Origin of the sequence: Vibrio sp. Vb1755, assembly GCF_033338635.1 — a bacterium.
Taxonomy (GTDB): Bacteria; Pseudomonadota; Gammaproteobacteria; order Enterobacterales; family Vibrionaceae; genus Vibrio; species Vibrio alginolyticus.
In genome coordinates, this window is record NZ_JAWOTA010000003.1 from 92,166 (window position 1) to 111,013 (window position 18,848).

Annotated in this window: 20 protein-coding genes; 11 read left to right on the plus strand and 9 right to left on the minus strand. The window is 45.1% G+C overall.

Annotated features, from left to right (window positions below):
• The first annotated feature begins 11 nt into the window (after window positions 1-11).
• Window positions 12-719, plus strand: coding sequence for a 1-pyrroline-5-carboxylate dehydrogenase (locus R7E00_RS04975; RefSeq protein WP_006740880.1), 708 nt, complete (start codon window positions 12-14; stop codon window positions 717-719).
• Between the two features lie 136 nt (window positions 720-855).
• The gene (gene putP / locus R7E00_RS04980; protein WP_005374582.1) at window positions 856-2,349 is read left to right on the plus strand and encodes a sodium/proline symporter PutP; all 1,494 of its coding nucleotides are present in this window, start codon (window positions 856-858) and stop codon (window positions 2,347-2,349) included.
• A 124-nt stretch (window positions 2,350-2,473) separates the two neighbouring features.
• On the opposite strand, the gene R7E00_RS04985 is transcribed toward putP, so the two are convergent.
• A complete protein-coding gene (locus tag R7E00_RS04985; protein WP_042522265.1) occupies window positions 2,474-3,007 on the minus strand; it encodes a GNAT family N-acetyltransferase in 534 nt (177 codons plus the stop codon).
• Between the two features lie 148 nt (window positions 3,008-3,155).
• Between R7E00_RS04985 and R7E00_RS04990 the strand changes: the two genes are divergently transcribed.
• Entirely contained in the window at window positions 3,156-3,395 is a 240-nt protein-coding gene (locus R7E00_RS04990) for an RNA recognition motif domain-containing protein (protein ID WP_005374587.1), read from the plus strand.
• A 91-nt stretch (window positions 3,396-3,486) separates the two neighbouring features.
• Here R7E00_RS04990 and R7E00_RS04995 read toward each other — a convergent pair whose 3' ends face one another.
• Together R7E00_RS04995 and R7E00_RS05000 are read right to left on the minus strand one after the other, a co-directional pair.
• Window positions 3,487-3,921 carry a hypothetical protein gene (locus tag R7E00_RS04995; protein WP_258481617.1) on the minus strand — a complete coding sequence of 145 codons (435 nt, stop codon included), beginning with the start codon at window positions 3,919-3,921 and terminating at the stop codon, window positions 3,487-3,489.
• An 18-nt stretch (window positions 3,922-3,939) separates the two neighbouring features.
• On the minus strand, window positions 3,940-4,473 hold the full coding sequence (locus tag R7E00_RS05000) for a GNAT family N-acetyltransferase (protein ID WP_258481616.1): 534 nt from the start codon (window positions 4,471-4,473) through the stop codon (window positions 3,940-3,942).
• A 358-nt stretch (window positions 4,474-4,831) separates the two neighbouring features.
• Between R7E00_RS05000 and R7E00_RS05005 the strand changes: the two genes are divergently transcribed.
• On the plus strand, window positions 4,832-5,080 hold the full coding sequence (locus tag R7E00_RS05005) for a hypothetical protein (protein ID WP_005374593.1): 249 nt from the start codon (window positions 4,832-4,834) through the stop codon (window positions 5,078-5,080).
• 292 nt (window positions 5,081-5,372) lie between these two features.
• Window positions 5,373-5,849, plus strand: a complete 477-nt coding sequence (locus tag R7E00_RS05010) for an Lrp/AsnC family transcriptional regulator (RefSeq protein ID WP_258481615.1) — start codon at window positions 5,373-5,375, stop codon at window positions 5,847-5,849.
• Window positions 5,850-5,972: 123 nt separating this feature from the next.
• On the opposite strand, the gene R7E00_RS05015 is transcribed toward R7E00_RS05010, so the two are convergent.
• The gene (locus tag R7E00_RS05015; RefSeq protein ID WP_005383549.1) at window positions 5,973-6,680 is read right to left on the minus strand and encodes a DUF445 domain-containing protein; all 708 of its coding nucleotides are present in this window, start codon (window positions 6,678-6,680) and stop codon (window positions 5,973-5,975) included.
• Window positions 6,681-7,271: 591 nt separating this feature from the next.
• Window positions 7,272-9,122, minus strand: coding sequence for an ABC transporter ATP-binding protein (locus R7E00_RS05020; RefSeq protein WP_005374597.1), 1,851 nt, complete (start codon window positions 9,120-9,122; stop codon window positions 7,272-7,274).
• A gap of 404 nt (window positions 9,123-9,526) precedes the next feature.
• Between R7E00_RS05020 and R7E00_RS05025 the strand changes: the two genes are divergently transcribed.
• A complete protein-coding gene (locus tag R7E00_RS05025) occupies window positions 9,527-10,528 on the plus strand; it encodes an arginine deiminase-related protein (RefSeq protein WP_158173298.1) in 1,002 nt (333 codons plus the stop codon).
• Between the two features lie 273 nt (window positions 10,529-10,801).
• Entirely contained in the window at window positions 10,802-12,040 is a 1,239-nt protein-coding gene (locus R7E00_RS05030) for a DEAD/DEAH box helicase (protein WP_225491596.1), read from the plus strand.
• Between the two features lie 65 nt (window positions 12,041-12,105).
• Here R7E00_RS05030 and R7E00_RS05035 read toward each other — a convergent pair whose 3' ends face one another.
• Complete coding sequence (locus R7E00_RS05035) at window positions 12,106-12,798, minus strand: MOSC domain-containing protein (RefSeq protein WP_005374601.1); 693 nt, start codon at window positions 12,796-12,798, stop codon at window positions 12,106-12,108.
• Between the two features lie 111 nt (window positions 12,799-12,909).
• Between R7E00_RS05035 and R7E00_RS05040 the strand changes: the two genes are divergently transcribed.
• Both R7E00_RS05040 and R7E00_RS05045 read left to right on the plus strand, forming a co-directional pair.
• The gene (locus tag R7E00_RS05040; protein ID WP_318124404.1) at window positions 12,910-13,764 is read left to right on the plus strand and encodes a helix-turn-helix transcriptional regulator; all 855 of its coding nucleotides are present in this window, start codon (window positions 12,910-12,912) and stop codon (window positions 13,762-13,764) included.
• 49 nt (window positions 13,765-13,813) lie between these two features.
• Entirely contained in the window at window positions 13,814-14,806 is a 993-nt protein-coding gene (locus R7E00_RS05045; protein ID WP_258481614.1) for a zinc-dependent alcohol dehydrogenase family protein, read from the plus strand.
• A gap of 71 nt (window positions 14,807-14,877) precedes the next feature.
• Here the strand turns inward: R7E00_RS05045 and R7E00_RS05050 are convergent, their stop codons facing one another.
• The 3 genes from R7E00_RS05050 to R7E00_RS05060 all read right to left on the minus strand — a co-directional run bounded on the left by R7E00_RS05050 (window position 14,878) and on the right by R7E00_RS05060 (window position 17,077).
• The gene (locus tag R7E00_RS05050) at window positions 14,878-15,573 is read right to left on the minus strand and encodes a VC0807 family protein (RefSeq protein ID WP_005383527.1); all 696 of its coding nucleotides are present in this window, start codon (window positions 15,571-15,573) and stop codon (window positions 14,878-14,880) included.
• A 166-nt stretch (window positions 15,574-15,739) separates the two neighbouring features.
• A complete protein-coding gene (locus tag R7E00_RS05055; RefSeq protein WP_254901941.1) occupies window positions 15,740-16,270 on the minus strand; it encodes a sigma-70 family RNA polymerase sigma factor in 531 nt (176 codons plus the stop codon).
• 120 nt (window positions 16,271-16,390) lie between these two features.
• Window positions 16,391-17,077, minus strand: coding sequence for a DJ-1/PfpI family protein (locus tag R7E00_RS05060; RefSeq protein ID WP_258481613.1), 687 nt, complete (start codon window positions 17,075-17,077; stop codon window positions 16,391-16,393).
• A 126-nt stretch (window positions 17,078-17,203) separates the two neighbouring features.
• On the opposite strand from R7E00_RS05060, the gene R7E00_RS05065 reads away from it, so the two are divergent.
• The gene (locus tag R7E00_RS05065; protein WP_042522258.1) at window positions 17,204-18,160 is read left to right on the plus strand and encodes a LysR family transcriptional regulator; all 957 of its coding nucleotides are present in this window, start codon (window positions 17,204-17,206) and stop codon (window positions 18,158-18,160) included.
• A 127-nt stretch (window positions 18,161-18,287) separates the two neighbouring features.
• Window positions 18,288-18,827 (plus strand): CAP domain-containing protein, encoded by a 540-nt coding sequence (locus R7E00_RS05070; RefSeq protein WP_017634523.1) that lies wholly within the window; start codon window positions 18,288-18,290, stop codon window positions 18,825-18,827.
• Window positions 18,828-18,848 lie beyond the last annotated feature (21 nt).

Sequence of the window (18,848 nt, forward strand, 5' to 3'; positions counted from 1 at the left end):
GGAGTCGCATTATGGTTCATCAGATCACCTATTTTAAAGATGCATTCTCTGCGTGGGAGCAGTGGAATCTGACTGATTTTGATTACAAATGCGAGCATGTTCTGGCATTTAAATCTGCACTAGAAGGGCAGCAGTCTACCGTTGCCAAAGTGGTTTCTTACCACTTGCAACAAGCATCAACTCTTCTTGCAGAAACTCACCAGTTAGTTGGCCCTACAGGGGAAACTAACGAACTGTATGCCGCAGGACGCGGTGTGGCTTTGGTGATTTGTGAAAACAACATCGAGCCTGCTGATAATGCGTTATACAGTGCTTTTGCGATGATCACCTGTGCCTTAATTGCAGGCAACAGTGTGGTCGTTTGCAGTGACAATGCAGAGCTAAACCAACTGGTTAAGCAAGCTGTAGCGTTGGCAAACTTCCCATCTAACTTAGTCCAGGTTGTTGCGTACGATGCGTCTGCCCCGTTGCTTGAGAGCGATGTACGTAGTGTGGGTTATGTTGGGCGTTCACAGGTTGAGCATGCGCTCAATCTTCAACTAGCTAAGCGTGACGGTGCAATCGTCGGCTTAGTTTCTGAAACGGATTTAGAGTCACCGAAATTGGCTCATGATCCTCATCTCTCGTTGCGCTTCATTACTGAGCGCACTCGAACGATAAATATTACCGCGGTGGGTGGTAACGCAACTCTACTCGAGTTGGGGAACGAAACTCACTAACCTGACTTGTAATGCCAATCTGGAGTAACTGGACTGAGAGCCGGTCCAGATTGGTTTTTTATACTCTGATGTATTGCTGAGACGGTAAAATATCAGGGCAGGCAAGGAAGGAAATAATTATAACGAGGACTATCTAATGATAGAAAATAGCTTTGCTATCACGTCCACTTTTGTGGCGTATTTACTGATTATGGTTGCTATTGGCGTTTACGCGTATAAGAGGACTTCCAATTCATCTGACTACTTCCTAGGTGGCCGTAGCCTAGGTCCGTGGCCTGCTGCATTATCTGCAGGTGCTTCAGACATGAGTGGTTGGTTGCTGCTAGGCTTGCCTGGCTATGCGTACGCTGCGGGTATCGAGGCCTTCTGGTTAGCCGGCGGTCTACTTCTTGGTACATGGGCAAACTGGCTCATCAGTGCAAAACGCCTCCGTACCTACAGTATCCAAACTGACGCGCTAACGTTGCCAGAGTTCCTGTCACGTCGCTTCAACGATAAGTCGAAACTGATTCAGACAATCTCTGCGTTTTTCATTCTTCTATTTTTCCTTTTCTACACCAGCTCAGGTTTGGTCGCAGGGGGCAAACTGTTTGAGACGGTATTCGGTCTAGATTACACCTACGCTGTTATCATCGGTACGGTGTGTGTCGTTTCTTACACACTATTCGGTGGTTTCCTAGCGGTATCTTGGACTGACTTAGTGCAAGGTCTGCTAATGGCGGCTGCGCTAATGATTGTTCCTATAGCGGTAATGGACGGTGGTTTAGGTCAGCTAAGTTCTGATCTACATGACATCAACCCAGAACTTGCAACGCTATGGAATGACGCGAAAGGCGAACCATTGTCTGCGATTGCCATTATCTCTCTAGCGGCGTGGGGCCTTGGTTACTTTGGTCAGCCACACATCCTAGCGCGTTTTAAAGCGTCTCGTTCAAACAAAGATCTAACAACTGCACGTCGTATCGCAGTGATTTGGACGGCACTATCTATGGTTGGTGCAATGCTTGTTGGTCTTGTTGGTCTGGTTTGGGTTACGGGTCATCCGGGTACTCAACTAGAAGACGGCGAGAAGATCTTCATGCTATTGGTTAACGCAGTATTCCACCCTGTCGTTGCGGGTATGTTGTTAGCAGCAATCCTAGCGGCGGTAATGAGTACCGCTGACTCACAGCTCCTTGTTTCATCTTCAGCGCTTGCAGAAGATTTCTACAAGCAAGTATTCAAGCCAGAAGCGTCTTCTGAAGAAATCGTAATGATTGGTCGTATCGGTGTTATCGTTATTTCGCTTGTTGCGCTATTCCTAGCGATGACGCCTGATAGCTCAGTACTTGGTCTTGTATCTTACGCTTGGGCTGGTTTTGGTGCGGCATTTGGTCCTGCGGTTGTACTTAGCCTTTACTGGAGCGGTATGAACCGTAATGGCGCGTTAGCAGGTATTCTTGTTGGTGGTATCACTATCGTAGTTTGGAAGCAGCTAACAGGCGGTTGGTTTGATGTGTACGAAATCGTACCGGGCATCATCTTCTCTACGCTTGCCATCATTGTGGTAAGTAAAGCAACGGGTGGTGCTGCGCAAGACGTGTTAGACCAACACCAGTCGTTCGAGAAAAAACTGGTTGAACTAGACTAGTAACTTCCCGTATATGAACACAAAGCCCGCTATTTTAGCGGGCTTTGTTTTATCTGAAACTTAATTAACGTTAATGGTGGTAGCTTGAGATCAAAGCTTAGCATTGCTCGGTTAGATTGGAGTGTTAGTCGCGACGAATTTTGGCGTAAATAACGGTGTTACTCAACTCTCCCGATGTAGTCAGACGTTCGTTTCTGAGCTCTCCTTCGAACTCATAACCACAGCGCTCGGCTACAGCCCGGCTCTTTTGGTTGGTGCTATCAGCATGAATTGCGATTCTCTTGGCGCCCAAGTCATCAAACGCATAGCGCTCAACTTCGAGCACAGCCTCGGCAACATAACCATTGCCAACGGCAGCATTATCTAACCAATAACCTATCTCAAAGGATGGTACGTCGGGATCTCGAATCATCAAGCCGACCGCACCCAGTAAGCGATCGCTTTCCTTTTCAATCATGTAGTAACGCAGCTCTTCTTCGAAGTTTTCAAAGTTTGCGATGGCTTTCTCTGTCCCTTCTATCATCGCTTCTAATGTCAGCACATGAGGCACCCACGGCAGATAGACTTCGAGAGTCTTTTGGCTGCGAACGACAGCTTGATGCGCCTCTTCGGCTCGTTCTAAACAAGCAGGGATGAGTTTGAGACGTTTCGTTTCCATGCCGACTCTCCTATGGGTGAAAAATGAACGGAAAATCATTTAAACAGATGTACTTAGAATGATCTAGTCAACGCCGTCATATTATTCACTTGGTTTGCCAGAGAGAAACTGAGAGAATCGAACCGTTATCAAACCAACTAGGTTCATTATGAAACTTTTAGTAAGAAACTTGGCTCGTCACATGACCGAGCAAGATATCCGCAAATTATTCTCAGCGTACGGCAAAGTAGAACTGTGTTCGCTAGTGCTTGATCAAGACACGGGTTTGTCGAAAGGCTTCGGTTTTGTCATCATGCCGGACGAAGCAGAAGCCATTTCTGCTCTTGAAGCACTGAATTTGACGAACGTAGAAAAAAGCAAAATTCGCGTGAAAGTCGCACAAGACTAATACAGAGAAAAGCCAGCGTTATTGCTGGCTTTTTTGTCTTTCTATTTAGAGACCAAATTGGCAACATTCTAGAATGTCTTCTCTTTTCGTTTTAGCGAGATTGATCATCAATTCTCTCTTCAAGTTGTTTCATTAAATCCTTTAACTGTAGAGAATCGAAATTGTCTGAATTCGGCACTTGGTAAGCGTCGTTGACTGTGTAGAGCATCAAACTTTTGCTAGAGAGGAACTCTTTCTGTATTTGGACTTTGACAATGTCATCAAGAGGTAGACGGAAGTAAACCGTTGAGCCCTGGCGGTACTTCAAGGTGTTGGTGCTTGCATCGATATCTAGCGTTTTAGGATTGAACGCGCGGCGCGTGAAGTACGTTGAGAGCAGTTTCAATCCTATTATTGTGAGTGCTACGAGTCCAAACTCGACGACCTTGTCTGCTAGGTAGGAAAAATAGAACAGCGACAACAATACAGTTCCTAGCAAGAAAGGGTTGTTCTTGGGCAGATTTTGTGAAGTTTCATGGATAATCATCCGACATATCCCTCGACTTTATTCAGAAGCGACGAACGTGAGTTGGTAGACACAAACCTTTCGTTCTTTGCCTTGCATGCGCAATGTTTTGTCACCGATGTAAGGGATATTTAGTCTTTGGATCACCGATTTAGAACGCAGATTGTCCACCAAATGCATCACGGTTATTCCGTTTAACTCAAAGTGCATTCGAGCAAATTCGAGTAAGGCTTTGGAGGCCTCGAATGCATAGCGTTTCCCCCAATGTGGCACGCCAACCCAGTAGCCTAATGTACCGTACCCCTCTTCGATACGCGGTAAACTCACTGCACCAAGTAACTCCCCAGTGTTTCGCAAGGTAATAGCGTACGCCACGCCTTGATGCTGCTGATACATCGGATCGTGCCTATCTATCCATGCTTGCGCCATCGGTCGCTCATAAGGATGAGGGATGTTTGCTGTCATGTCGGCAATTCGCTTATCTCCAGCGAGTAAAGCCACTTGTTGGCAGTCATCGATATTGAATGGCCGGAGGACGAGTCTTTCGGTAGTGAGAATCGGTTGTATCGTCATGCATTTCTTCCTTGATGAGACGGCTATAGCTGCGAGCAACTGGTTTGCGGGGTAAATCGAGATAACAAGGCGTCTCGAAAGCTCGATCTAGCCAGGCGTGTAGTTGTCATGCGCCTTACTAAATAATAAGCCCGAACAATTGCTTATGTGTAATGTGTCGTATTATTACACACATAAGCACGTTTGCTCATATTGATGGTACAAAAGTTGAGGTCTGACCAATGTCTCAGTTTTTTGATACTTTCGTTCAATTTTTTGAAGATAGGGCACAAAAAATTAAAGGAGCTTTTTAATTGTGGAATTATTTTGAACAAAATATGTCAATTGTCAGTAGGACGAAAAAGTAGGGAGAAGAGAAATGCCGGATATATATTGCGCAGCTTGTAGAAAATCAACGCAACATAAAGTGATTATGAAGCGTTGCGAGCCTCAGTCTGTTGACTCGTTAACAGGCAAAATGGTGAGTTTTACACAGCTGATGGCGAAATTTGTATCAGGTGAACATTATTACGAGATGGAGCCTCAATACTACTGCCGTTGTTGTAATCATCGTGCAATTGGAGAGGTTGTGCCACATCCTACACGGCATACATCGGCCGCACTCTAATTCTGAGTGATAGCCATGATTAATGGTTAAATAGGGCAGTGTTGCCCGAACGACATATCTATACAGGCGTGTCATGCGCTTTCAAATTTGCGACTCCGCGGGAGCCGCTAGGTTGCTTTTTCTCTTCATATCACGGTTACTAAGTGAGCGGCAATAATCATAGCTCTTTCCCTCCTTCGTTGTTTTCTGGTTATTCTCTGCTGAATTTCACATGCTGTGCATTTGATGGTTTGCAATTGTTTGAGCAACGATTAATGTGATGCTTTCTAAGTGGTTACAAGGAAGTGGGTTAATGAGTTATCAATTGGACCGGATTGATTTACATATTTTGAGAGTGCTTCATTCGAGAGGCAGAATTCCAGTTGTAGAACTAGCAAAGCTGATTAACTTAACGACTTCTCCATGTTCTGACCGTGTAAAGCGACTAGAAAAAGAAGGGTATATCAATGGTTACCATGCAGAGTTGAATGCGGAAAAGTTGGGGCTGGATGTGCAAGTATTCATCCATATTCGTTTAGACCAAACCAGTTTTTCTATTTTTGAAAAGTTTGCGAAAGCGGTGGAATTGATGCCTGAAATTGAAGAGTGCTACTCGCTCTCTGGAGATTTCGATACCATGATAAAAGTTCGTGTTAAGAGCATGAAAGCGTATCAGGATTTTATGTCGAGCAAGTTAGGCACGCTTCCGGGCGTGATTCAAACTCGTAGTGAAGTGGTCATTGAAGAACATAAAACGGGATTTGGCGTGAACCCTGAGCTCCTTGGTTAGGCGAGGCTGATGTCTATGACCGCAGCGCTAATGTGTTGAGCATATTATTTAGCGTGACTTGGCGTATTATTTTTTAATATAAAAAAAGGAGCCGAAGCTCCTTTTTAATAAATCGGTGAGCGATTATGCCCCGATAAAGGTGCTGATAACGCCAATTAAACCACCAAAAACACCGCCCCAAACGACTAGCCATCCAAGGTGTTGTTTAATCATTTTTTGCACCATTTCTTTAACTAATGCCGGTGTTAATTCGCTTAAACGTTGATCGATGATACCTTCAATGTTCTGCTTTATCTCATCCATCATTGCAGGAGATTCGAATTGCTCTTTCAGTGCTTCTTTGATGTTATCGCTCTTGCTCAACTCAATGATGGATTCTTGCATCTTTTCGACGAAAGGTTGGCGCATGGGTTGTAGCGCTTCCGAGCCGCCAAACATCGCTAGCATGCCACCAAACTGAGAGCCTTCAATTACTTCCACTAGGGAATCAAATGCTGGATTTAAATCTACTTTCTCAATTACTGGTTGAAGATCGATGTTCACACCGCCCGCCATTTCTTTATTCAAGAATCGGTCAATGTTCGCTTCAGTAAAAAACTGTTCCATCATCAGGTTTTTGATAGCCAGTTTAAACTCTTCAAATCGTGCGGGGATCACGCCAGAACCGTATAATCCAGGCACTTTCTCAAACAGCATATGGATGGCAAGCCAGTTGGTGATGGCGCCTGAGAACGCAAACAGCCCTGCATACCAAAGATAGTCGTTTTGTAATTGATGACCTCCAGCCATCAAAGCGATAGCAAGGACATTCGTTAGCAAACTTTTGTTCATAGTGACCAGTTATATGTGAATATCGGAATAAATAAGTGGGCCTGATTCTATACCTAAGTCACATTGAGATGCTAGGTTTTGCCGTGATGAGTGACCGTGTTGCGAAGGGATAAAAATGGATGTACAGAAAAACAAAACCCGACAATCATTGTCGGGCCACTGCTTTTTCTTAGAAAAACTAAGATTCTATTTTTAATTTTAGATGCGGTAGATCTTACAACAAAGTTGGCATTTCCATCTTTCTGAGTAGCCAAATAGCTTGTCAGCCCAACTTGGTTTGAGTTGTACGATCTGCATTGAACCACATTTACACATAAGCTAATTACCTTATTGTTAATATAATAACTAAGCCATCTATTGAGTATAGCTGTTTCTCAAAAAGTGAAATGACAAATGAAGACGGCTCAATACTCTGTATTGTGTTCATTGCAATGGATACGCAACGAGGCGGTATATTAGCAGAAAAAGTGTGAGCTTTATCATGGAGAGTGTTTCATATATGAGAAACCACAATGGCTATATGAGCGTCTAGCCATGGATTAAAATAAAAAACGGCGCTTAAAGCGCCGTTTTTATTGAGCTTATCACTCGTTAAGAAGCGTGTTGATTGTCTAGCTCTTCAGCGATAAATCCGCCAGTTTGATGCGCCCAAAGCTGGGCGTAAATGCCGTTATTCGCAATGAGTTCTTGATGAGAACCTTGTTCAACGATGCTGCCTTTATCTAGCACGATGAGGCGATCCATTTGTGCGATGGTCGATAATCGGTGAGCGATAGCAATAACCGTTTTCCCTTGCATTAACTCATTCAAGCTTTCCTGAATCGCTGCTTCGACTTCTGAATCCAGGGCCGATGTGGCTTCATCCAATACCAGCAATGGTGCATCTTTGAGTAGCACACGAGATATTGCGATACGCTGACGTTGGCCGCCAGACAGTTTCACACCACGTTCACCAACTTGCGCATCGTATCCGACATTACCAAATGGGTCGGTCAGAGTTTCGATAAACTCATGGGCATGCGCTTGCTTAGTGGCTTTCAGCAAATCTTCTTCTGTCGCATCTGGATTGCCATACAAAATATTGTCTCGAATTGAACGGTGTAACAGAGAAGTATCTTGGGTCACCATACCGATCTTTGAGCGCAAAGAGTCTTGTGTGACTTCTGAGATGTTCTGTCCATCGATCTTAATGCTGCCGTCTTCGACATCGTGGAAACGAAGTAACAAGTTCACCAAAGTCGATTTCCCGGCGCCGGAGCGCCCAACCAAGCCTACTTTCTCTCCTGGTTTGATGTTGAGGTCGAGATGGCTAATCACGCCTTTGTTCTCACCGTAATGGAAGCTGACGTTATCAAAGTGAATGCCTCCTTCAGTGACAACCAAGTCTTTTGCGCCTGGTTTATCTTTAATATCAATAGGCTTAGAGAGCGTTTTCATTCCATCGACAACGGTTCCCATGTTTTCAAAGAGGGCGCCAACTTCCCACATTATCCACATAGACATACCGTTTACGCGCAATGCAAGACTAACAGCAATCGCAATCGCGCCAACGCTAATGGCACTATCCAACCACAGGTAAATCGATAAAGCAGCAACGGAAAATACCAAAATATAGTTTGAGATCTCTACAGCGACGTCGAAGCCGGTCACTAGGCGCATTTGACGATAGACCGTATTCAAAAATCCTTTCATGCCTTGCTCGGCATATTGGGTTTCGCGCTGGCTATGAGAAAACAGTTTGACGGTTTGAATATTGGTATAACTGTCGACGATACGCCCTGTCATTGTCGAACGTGCATCGGCCTGCGCTGAAGCGACGTCTTTGAGCTTAGGGACAAAATAGATTTGGATAGCGATGTAAGCGAGTAGCCAGACGATCATTGGGATCATCAAACGCCAGTCTGCCGTCGCTAACATAATGATCATGCTGGTGAAGTAAACCGTAACGTAAACAAACACATCCATAGCTTTCATCACGGTTTCGCGCACAGCTAATGAGGTTTGCATGACTTTCGTTGCGACTCGACCTGCAAAATCATCTTGATAGAAGTTCAAGCTTTGATTGAGCAAATACCGGTGTGCAAGCCAGCGGATAGACATTGGGTAGTTGCCCAATAACGTTTGATGAACGAGCAACGAGTACAAGATCACCAATATAGGCATGACAACCAGCAATAAGGCTCCGTAGAAAATCAAATCCGATTTATTGTCTTGTAAGAACGTTTCTGGATTGCTGGTAGACAACCAATCAACCAGTTGTCCCATGGCGCCAAACAACATTACCTCAACAACAGCCACAATTGTGGCCATCAAAGACATGATGATCAAAGGCTTTTCATAACCACGAGTGTAATAACGCAGAAAAGCGAACATCCCTGAAGGAGGCTGATCCGGTGTAGATTTGGGGAACGGCTCTGTAAAGCCTTCAAATCGTTTAAACATAACTCATCCTAAAGTTAAAACAGTGCCATTTGGGGTGGCTAAATCCATCGATTCACGCTGCTTTGGACGAAACCGCGTGTATGAGAGTTTCTTGCCTGCTCCTCGATAAAGCAGACCGATTGACGAGAGGGGCGAAAAAATAGTCTAACCGATTGTGTCTTAAATGTAACTAGTTGGTTATGAGTGTGATTGTCTATGGTTCTGATTCTTATGATGAATTCTTATCATGTTCATCGTGGTGCCATAAAAGCTTAAACCTGCAAAGTGACAATAAAATTTAAGGGAAAATGAACTTAATGCAGCAAAAATTACTTTTGTGCAATTAAATTAATTGTCAAAACAGCAAAACTGAAGTTAACAATAAATTTACAATCTCCTCATTCTAGTGATAAGGAATGTATTGGATGCTATTACACGAATCAGTGACCCAATTTGCTAATGGGAAAGAAGAAAGCACGCAAAGTGCTCAGCGCCAAACCGCAAACTGCGTAGTGATGGTGCCACCGAAAGAGTTTCGTTTTAATGAAGAAACCGCACAAGATAATGAGTTCCAACATAAAGTGTCACTCAGCCAAGAAGAAGTCTCACGTCGAGTAATGGCCGAGTTCGCGAGTATGGTTGCAACGCTGCGTCAAGAGGGCGTTCAAGTTGTTGAGTTTGATTATCCAACTTCAGATGTTGCGACGCCAGACGCGGTATTTCCAAACAATTGGTTTAGCACTACGCCAGATGGCACGTTGTACACCTTTCCAATGGCCTGTGAAAACCGTCAAAAAGAAGTACGTCCCGATGCGCTTGTGGCAGCACTAGCGCAAGCAGGGCGAGAAGTTCATCGACGCAGCAGTCTAACTGAATATCTTGATGAGCAAGCGTATTTAGAAAGCACGGGTGTGATGGTGTTTGACCACCTAAATAAAACGGTCTACGCCGCACTCTCACAACGTTGTGATCGTCTGGTTTTAGAAGATTACGCCGATCGTATTGGCTATGAACGAGTGATTTCTTTCCAAACTCGTTTGCCGTCTGGTGCGCCGATTTATCACACCAATGTGATGATGGCGGTTGGCGAACAGTTTTGCGTGATTTGTGACGAAGTGATCCCAGAATTTGAGCGTCGTTTTGTAATGAAGTCACTCGCCAAAGACAAGCAAGTCATCTCAATTTCGCTGGAGCAGATGAACCAGTTCTGCGGTAACATTCTGCAACTGGAAACGATCAACGGCGATAAGGTGATTGCGATGTCGCAATCGGCGTACGATGCATTCTCACCAGCACAAAGAAAGCAATTGGCAACGCACGGTAAATTGCTGCCATTCGACGTTTCTACCATAGAATCTATTGGTGGTGGTTCGGTTCGTTGCATGTTGGGTGAAGTGTTCTTACCGAATCGTAAAGCTGTGCTTTAATAAACTGCACATTTCTTTTCAGCCGCAGTGAAAGGCTGACGAAGCGTTCTCTTCAAGGGTTTTTAGCCGTTAGCTCTGTGGCAGTACAGACTAACGGCTTTTTTGCGCTTTTTTGTTTTCTGACGATTTGCATCGGCGCCGCTTGGTTTAAGCGCCTAAAATAGGATGGTTCACCTAACAGATTGTGGTAATTGTGGTAAAGTCCGCGCCTGCGTTTTACCGCATCTTCAATGTTTTTATTGCCTCTTCAACCAAAAGTACAAGGTTTCGCTAATGCCATTTTCTACTCTCTCATTGAGTTCTGAGCTGATTCACGCACTGCCAAAAGACTTCAAGAAACCGACCGATATTCAAGCGTTGGCCATTCCTGAGCTGTTGGCTGGTCAAGATCTATTGGCTTTGGCAAATACAGGCAGCGGCAAAACCCTTGCTTATGGTTTGCCTTTGTTGGAAAAGCTGGGTGTCAATCCAGAGCAAAAAGCGCTGATTCTTGTGCCAACTCGTGAGCTGGCAATGCAAGTGAGTGAAGCAATTAACCAAGTTGGTCAAGTTCTTGAACTCAACGCAGTGTGTTTGTGTGGCGGCGTTGATAAAGAGCAACAACAGCAGGCGCTAGCGACAAATCCTCATATCCTTGTCGCGACGACAGGTCGTTTGGTTGATCTGGCAAAAGACGGTTTAGACTTAAGCAATATCCACTACCTAGTGCTGGATGAGGCGGATCGTTTGTTGGATATGGGCTTTTGGCCTGACGTGCAAAATATTGCGGGGCTGATTTCAAACCAGCGCCAAACCGCAATGTTCTCCGCAACGTTTTCAGATGAGTTGAAGGGTAAAGCGAAGCTGCTTATGCAGGCACCAAAGCAAGTTGCAGCGCATCAAGAAAACAGCACCAACCAAGATATTGCTGAAACGCTGTACCTCGTTAACAAAGGCAGTAAAACCAAGGCATTGATTGAACTGATTCAAAAAAACGCGTGGACTCAGGCATTAGTCTTTATTGGTGCGAAAGAGAACGCCGATGGCTTAGCGAAGAAGCTGAATAAAGCGGGCATCTCAACCAATGCGCTGCATGGCAATAAGAGTCAAGATGAGCGAGAAGAAGCTCTGGCGCAGTTTAAATCTGGGCAAATTCAGGTGTTGATTGCCACCGATCTACTAGCGCGCGGCATTCACATTGAGCAATTGCCTGTAGTGATCAACTTTGAACTGCCAATGCATGCAGAAACTTACGTTCACCGAGTAGGGCGTACCGCTCGCGCTGGCGAGCAAGGTGTGGCGGTGTCATTGGTTTGTCATGGTGAAATGGACGCACTAAGCGCGATTCGTCACCTGACTCAACGTGCATTACCAGTGCAAGATCTGGCAGGTTTTCCAGTAACGGATAAGCCATCAACTGGCGAGAGCAAACGCGCGCCACGCGATAAAAAAGCCAACCGCCGAACTAATGCTAAGAAGAGCATTAAGCAGTTCCAAGGTAAGTCGAAACGCCCAGCCCCGAGTGCGAAGTAAACCAAAAAAACACGCTCTGACGGCATAGTCGGTTCAGAGCGTGGCTTAAATTTTACTTTGGGGTGTTAACCCACAGTTGGGCCAACCAAGCGCATTTCCCAATCTTCAACTTCGCCAGTTTCTAGGCGGCGCTCGACCAACTTGCCCCAAGACTCGACTAACGGCAGCTCAGACAGCTGAGTGAGTTCTTTTCTATCTAAACAGCCAGTGAAAACCGCGCCCATGATGCGAGCCAGTGGCCATTCTGGATAAGGTCTTTCGCACAGAATAATCTCGTCGCCTGCACCGATATCGCCTTCTTCCAACACTCGGAAATACCAGCCTGTTCGAAGCGTATCTTGCAGTCTTCTCGCCATATCGTGTTGGTCAAAGCGTACGTTAAGTTTCCAACAAGGCATGCGACCTTGCGACACTTCCAGTAGTGTTGAGCCGATGCGAATTTTATCTTTCAAGCAAATCGTGGATTCGGTGACGCCTTCGGAGCTGATGTTTTCGCCAAAGCCGCCGGCGGATTGGAAAATGGTTCTTTCGCCTAATTCTTGTTGCCAGATTGGGTAGTGCTCGCTTGGGTAAATATGAAGCGCTTTTTGAATGCCACCATGAAAGCGCGGATCACCTTGCTCATCACTGATAAAACCGAGCTCTGTTGCATGCTGGCGCTCAGGCAGCACTTGTTTGTTGATTGCGCTTTGCGCACCATGAGCATAAGGGACGGTTTTCCCTGCTAGCACAGCTTTTACGACGCCGATTTTCTTCATGTAACCTCCTTATTATTTGAATGAGAGATAAAGTGTTTACCTTCATTCGCGATGCGGAGCATGATAGCCTAGTAAACTTGTGTCGGTGTAGGGGTGAAAAGACAACTAACAATGCTAACTCGCCAAATTGATTCGAAGTCAGGCGTCGTCACCTCCAATGAGATGATGGCCGCGAATTCCCATTCTCCTGTTTTAGTGAAAACCATCGACATGCCAAAAGGTTACATTGATGCGCTGCATCAACACACTTGGCATCAAATCATCTTTCCTATCAAAGGGTTATTGCAAACACAAACGGAGCATTATCAGCATTTGGTTCCGCACACCTCTGCGTTATTTGTTCCTGCGGGTGTTCAACACGAGTCGATTGCTCTAAGCAACACGATATTTGTTGGTATTTACCTCAACCCTGAGTTTGGCGCAACGTACGAGCCACAAGTGAGAACCATTGCTTTAACGTCGTTTTTAAATGAGCTTTTACAAGAGATCCGCAGACAGTGTGAAGGTGAGACAAGCCACGAAGAAGTGCTGCATTTGCTGGCGGTGCTGCATGATCAAATTTTGAAACGCAACGTGCAGACATTTCAGTTATTGCTGCCACAAGACAGACGACTAAAACTGATTTTCGAGCAGTTGACCGACGAGCCCGCGTTGAGCTGTTCGCTAAAAGAGTGGGGGGAGAAAATTGGGGCGTCTGAGCGTACTTTATCACGGCTGTTCGCCAAGGAATTCAACACTTCATTTCTACTTTGGCGGCAACAAATTCGGCTAATTTACTCGCTTTCTTTGTTAGATGAATCGTTGCCAATCCAAGCCATTGCAGACCTAGTGGGTTATCAAAACGACTCATCCTACATCAAAGCATTTAAAGCCTATTTTGATATGACGCCACAACAGTTTAGAGTGAACGGCGCATCGCGCAGGTCGAAATACAGAGCTTCGACTTCACTTAATGCTTTTGAGTAGAAGTCGCGAAACTTCCTTTTTGAATTTCAATTACATGGTATGAATAACAATGGCACCAACGATAAATACTCGAGTGAATCAATTCTGTTTTGGTCAACCCAAAACGTCGCTGTCGTTGGAAAAAGAGCCCCTCAAACCGCTTGCTCAGGGCAAGGTTCGGGTGCGACTGGAAGCCACCAATATTAACCCAAGTGACTTGCTTTCCATTCATGGTGTTGGGCAATACCGCCGCGTTCACGTACCACCTCGCGTGCCGGGATTTGAAGCGGTTGGGCGTGTGGTGGAAGTCAGTGCAGTTGATCAAACTGACCTTCAAGTTGGGCAAAAGGTGTTGGTGGCGATGAGTGGGACTTGGCAATACTACATAGATGCCTCGCCTGAGAATCTTTTTCCGCTACCTGAGAGTTTGGAGAACGGCTATGCCTGTCAGTTGTACATCAACGCGTTAACCGCGTGGGTGATCACCACTAAAGTAGCTAAGTTGAACAAAGACGATGTGGTGATCATCAATGCAGCAGGGTCAGCGATCGGTAAGATATTTGCCCAGCTCGCCCATTCACTGGGTTTTGCACTGATTGCTGTGACTTCAAAGCCAGAAAAGTATCCGTACGATACGATTCCAGTGTTGGACGCAAAACAAGACTTACACGCGCAACTGCAAACGCGCAAACTGCCACAACCAACGGTCGCTCTGGACGCGATAGGTGGTGAGGCTGGCACGGATCTTATTCGTACTTTGAAAGAAAACGACCAATACATCAACTACGGAACATTGTCGTTAACGCCTTATACGCCTGAGTTTTTTGAATCGATGAAGGCCAACAACATCGACTTTAGTACATTCTTTTTGCGGTATTGGGAAGAATCGGTAGGTAAAGGCGGGAGAAAGACGGTGTTCGCTGAAATGTTAGAACATTTTATTAGCAGCGACATAAAGTTAAACGTTGCATATTATCTGCCGTTAGAGGACTTTCAAACAGCGATTGAAATGGTTGAGCGACGCTCGTCAGCAGTGTCAGGAAAAATCATTTTGACGCTGTGAATTACAGTGAGCCTGTTGAGAAAAGGGAGGATAAAATCCTCTTTTTTATGGGTTTACTTGTAATGATTGGGCTATTTTAGATGGAAGATTTGCTCTGTTTCGAGCGATGTCATCGCACGTACTTGACGCCAAATGTAATAAAAAATACCGAACATCATCAACATACTTGGGATGGCAATCATTGGGTAACTGTACAGCGTCATTTTCCCTAACTCTTCGTTAAAGGCAGCAGTACCAGAAGGGCTAGTCACAATCCAAGTCGCAAGGAAGTAGTTCATTGCAGATGAGAACGCAAAAGTACTTGCAAACAGGTAGTTAGAAGACATAAGGCAACGTTCGAACGCATCGGTTTTACCATTTTCTTTTAAACGTTGGTTAATCAACGCGAGATTCAACACTGTGTCATTCAGTACTAACTTCTGCATCAGTGGGTAGCGGGTAAACGTTGAACCCAAAACCGCTAAACCGATCAGGCCAGGAATCAGGGCTTCTTTTAGTGCTAACCAGCGTGTATCAAGCTCTAACAAGCCGATGCCACCAGTTAGTAGAACACTGATAAAGCCCAGAGCAGAAATAAAGTTAAATTTCTTGTTACGGACAAGGTCCATACCGCCATAAATGATAGGAAATAGCAAAGCGACAACCAGCGCCATTGCTGTCCCTAGATGCTCATCGCCACTAAACTTCATCAAAATGAAGGAAGGGATAAATACGTTGAAAAGGATTTCAAATAAGGGATTCGGCTTTTTCGCCGTCGTGTTACTCATAATGTTTTACTGACTCTACTCTATGTCGGCTGTTATTGTACTTTGACAAGAAGTGTTCATCTAGTCGCGCTTGATGTAAAGCGTTAAAGCGTCGAGTTGTGTAACGACTTATGAAATAGACCGGAGCATAGCCAGTTAGTTTACATGGTTGACTACTTTTTGTGTCTTAATGACTCTCCTTCTGTGCGATGATCTGATTACGCGCTCTGAATAATCGAGTTGCCACTGTGTTGTGGTTGAGCCTCAAGGCTTGGGCAATTTCATCATGATTCAACCCAGCCACTAAGCTCAAGAGCAACGGCTCTCGGTATTTGGGTTCGAGAATCATCATTTGTTTTTGAAGCCAATCTTGGGCCATGTCGTAGTCACTGCCAGGGTAGGTTTTTGTCTGTATTGCACACTCATCAATGTCGACAAAATCGTACTGTTTTCTATCAAAGCGCCGAGCATTCTCACGACGCAAAATAGTAATGAGCCAAGACTTCGCGGCGTTGGGGTCATTTAATTTATCAAAGAATCGCCACGCTTTCAGAAAGGTTTCTTGCGCTAAATCTTGAGCAAGGTGGTGATCTTTGCATAACCAATACGCGAGACGGTAGATCTCTTGGTATCGCTCTTTCGTCAGTGCTTCGTAACGTTTACGTTTTTCCATAGCATTAAGATAAAAAGTTTGGAGAGCACGTTGTGTCTGCCAGATGAACGACAACCCTTTTTATCGCTTTTACAGTGATAAAAAGGGTTGTTCGATTAGGAAGACAAATTCGAAGAGTTAACCTTCCAAATATCGAAGGGTGACTCTGATTTCTTTCTTACACGCTTAAAATGGTTGGTTGGAAAAGCGTGAGTACTGGATGGCATCTGCGACTTCCTGAGCTTTAGACTCTGAAGTCATAAGGTGAAGTAGCTTAAGAGCAGCTTGATAGCTAACTAGGCTACCGTTCGAAGTGATAACGCCATCATCAATGACAAAATTCTGGTCGACTTGTACTTTGACTGCAGGGTAATCTCTTTGAAAGCCGTTTTCACCTCCGGCCCAAGTTGTTGCTTGTTTGCCGTTTAAAAGGCCAGCTTCGGCTAACAAATACGCGCCAGAGCAATTACTTGCCATCCAATCTGCCGCCTTTGAGGTAGTTTTAATAAAGTGAATGAGATCTTTATTTTCGATTAGTGCATCCATGTCATAGCTGGATGTTAAAACCAATACGTCGAGTTCCGGCAGATCACCAATCCAAGCATCCACACCAATTTTTAATCCCTCTTCAGTGGTGATGGTTTTCTGATCAGAGACGGAAATGGTGAGCACGTCATAATCACTAAACCAAGTGAGACGACTTGCGACGCCAAAAACCTCTAAAGGCGCAGTAACATCAGAGGTCAGTACGCCATCGTAAACCAGAATACCAATTCGTTTATCTGCGGCATGTGCTGTTTGAAGCATCCCAAAGAATAGGACTAGTGTCGCTATCAATAGTTGTAGTGCATTCTTCAATCCGTTTTTACCCATGGTTTTTTCCTCGTTAACAGAGCATCAAGTTATTGAGGTTCATTATATTTAGGCTAATTAGTGATTGAAGAGCCACTTGGTCTTTACTAAAGTGAATAAAATTCATGAATAGAGTTCATTGGTTATATGGATAAGATACGGTCCCTACGATTTTTTATTGCCACTTTAGATGGCGGTAGTTTTGCTGCGGCTGCCAAAGTGTATGGCACTGACCCTTCGACCGTGAGCAAAGCCATACATCGTCTTGAAAGCGATTTGGGTATACAGCTTTTTCAACGTTCTACGCGACAGAGCCGCCTGACAGAAGCTGGTCGTAGGTACGCAAATACTGCTAGGTTTGTACTAGAGGAGCTGGCGGCATGTGAGGATTCATTAAAAAGTCACAATGATGCGCTTTCAGGGCAGCTTAAGATTAATGTGCCAGTCTCGTACGGTCGCCTCTATATTCGTCCTTTATTAAAAGAGTTTTGTCGCCGCTACCCTAACATCACTATCGATATTCATTACGATGACGCCTACGTTGATATTATTGAGCAAGGTATTGATGTGTCGATTCGCTCTGGTGTCGTTCACGATAGTCAATTGATTGTGCGTCAGCTGAGCCCTATCGATTTTATCATTTGTGCCAGTCAGGATTACTTAGCGCGCCATGGTGTTCCGAGTGGCCCGGATGTATTCAATGACCATTCTTGGGTTCGTTTTCGTTTTAAACAAACGGGGAAACTGTTGCCGATTCGGATGCCAGAACCAGACGGTGCGAGTGAATATGACCCCGAAAGAAACTATATTGTAAATGACGGTGAATCCATGGCAGAGCTTTGCGCAGAAGGCTTAGGATTAACTCAGATCCCTCATTTTATCGCGAGAGACTGGCTTAAATCGGGGCGTTTAGTGCCGATATTTCCGAGCATGCGCCAAGCAGGAAATGGCGTGTATCTTCTCTATGCCAACCGGGAATATGTGCCTGCACGAGTTAGGGTGTTCATCGATTTTATCACTCAAGCAATACAGGATATGGATGAAACGCCATTCCATACTTGGGCTGAAACGTTGCCGATTTATCGACCGAACCAAGGCGATTGAAAACTTCATGTGAGTCTTTGGTTAAAACCCCCTAAGCTATATGGCGCTTTTATTGGTTTTTGTTAGTTTATTGGGCGTTATTATCGAAAAGCGCAGTTTGCTCTTCGTCACTCATAAAGGAAAGACAATGCCAACTAAGATCTTAGTGCCTGCTTTGGCCCTACTTCTCAGCGCATGTGGCGGCGACGGGGAGTCGTCAGCCCCAGCAGAAAGCGGCTCACAAAACACAGGTTCCACATCGTCACAAGGCACATTTGCCGAGCAGATGCTTGCAGCGGTCAACAGCGCCCGCTCTACTACACAACAGTGTGGCGCAACCACCATGCCACCTGTTGGGGCCCTGACTTGGAGCTACGATTTGGAAAGCGCCGCTTATCGACATTCAAGCGATATGGCGAACAGCGATTTCATGAGCCACACAGGCTCTGATGGCAGCAAAATGTCAGATCGAGTTAACGCAACGGGTTATGCTTGGAGCGCCATTGGTGAGAATGTCGCCGTAGGGCAAAGCAGCATTAACGCCGTCATTAATGCTTGGTTATCGAGTGAAGGTCACTGCCTTAATATCATGAGTGCGGATTTTGATCAGATGGGCGCGTCGCTTGTCGAAAATCACTCTGCACGCTACGGATATTACTGGACTCAGGTTTTTGCCAAACAGCGCTAATGCGATAAAGAAGCCTGATAG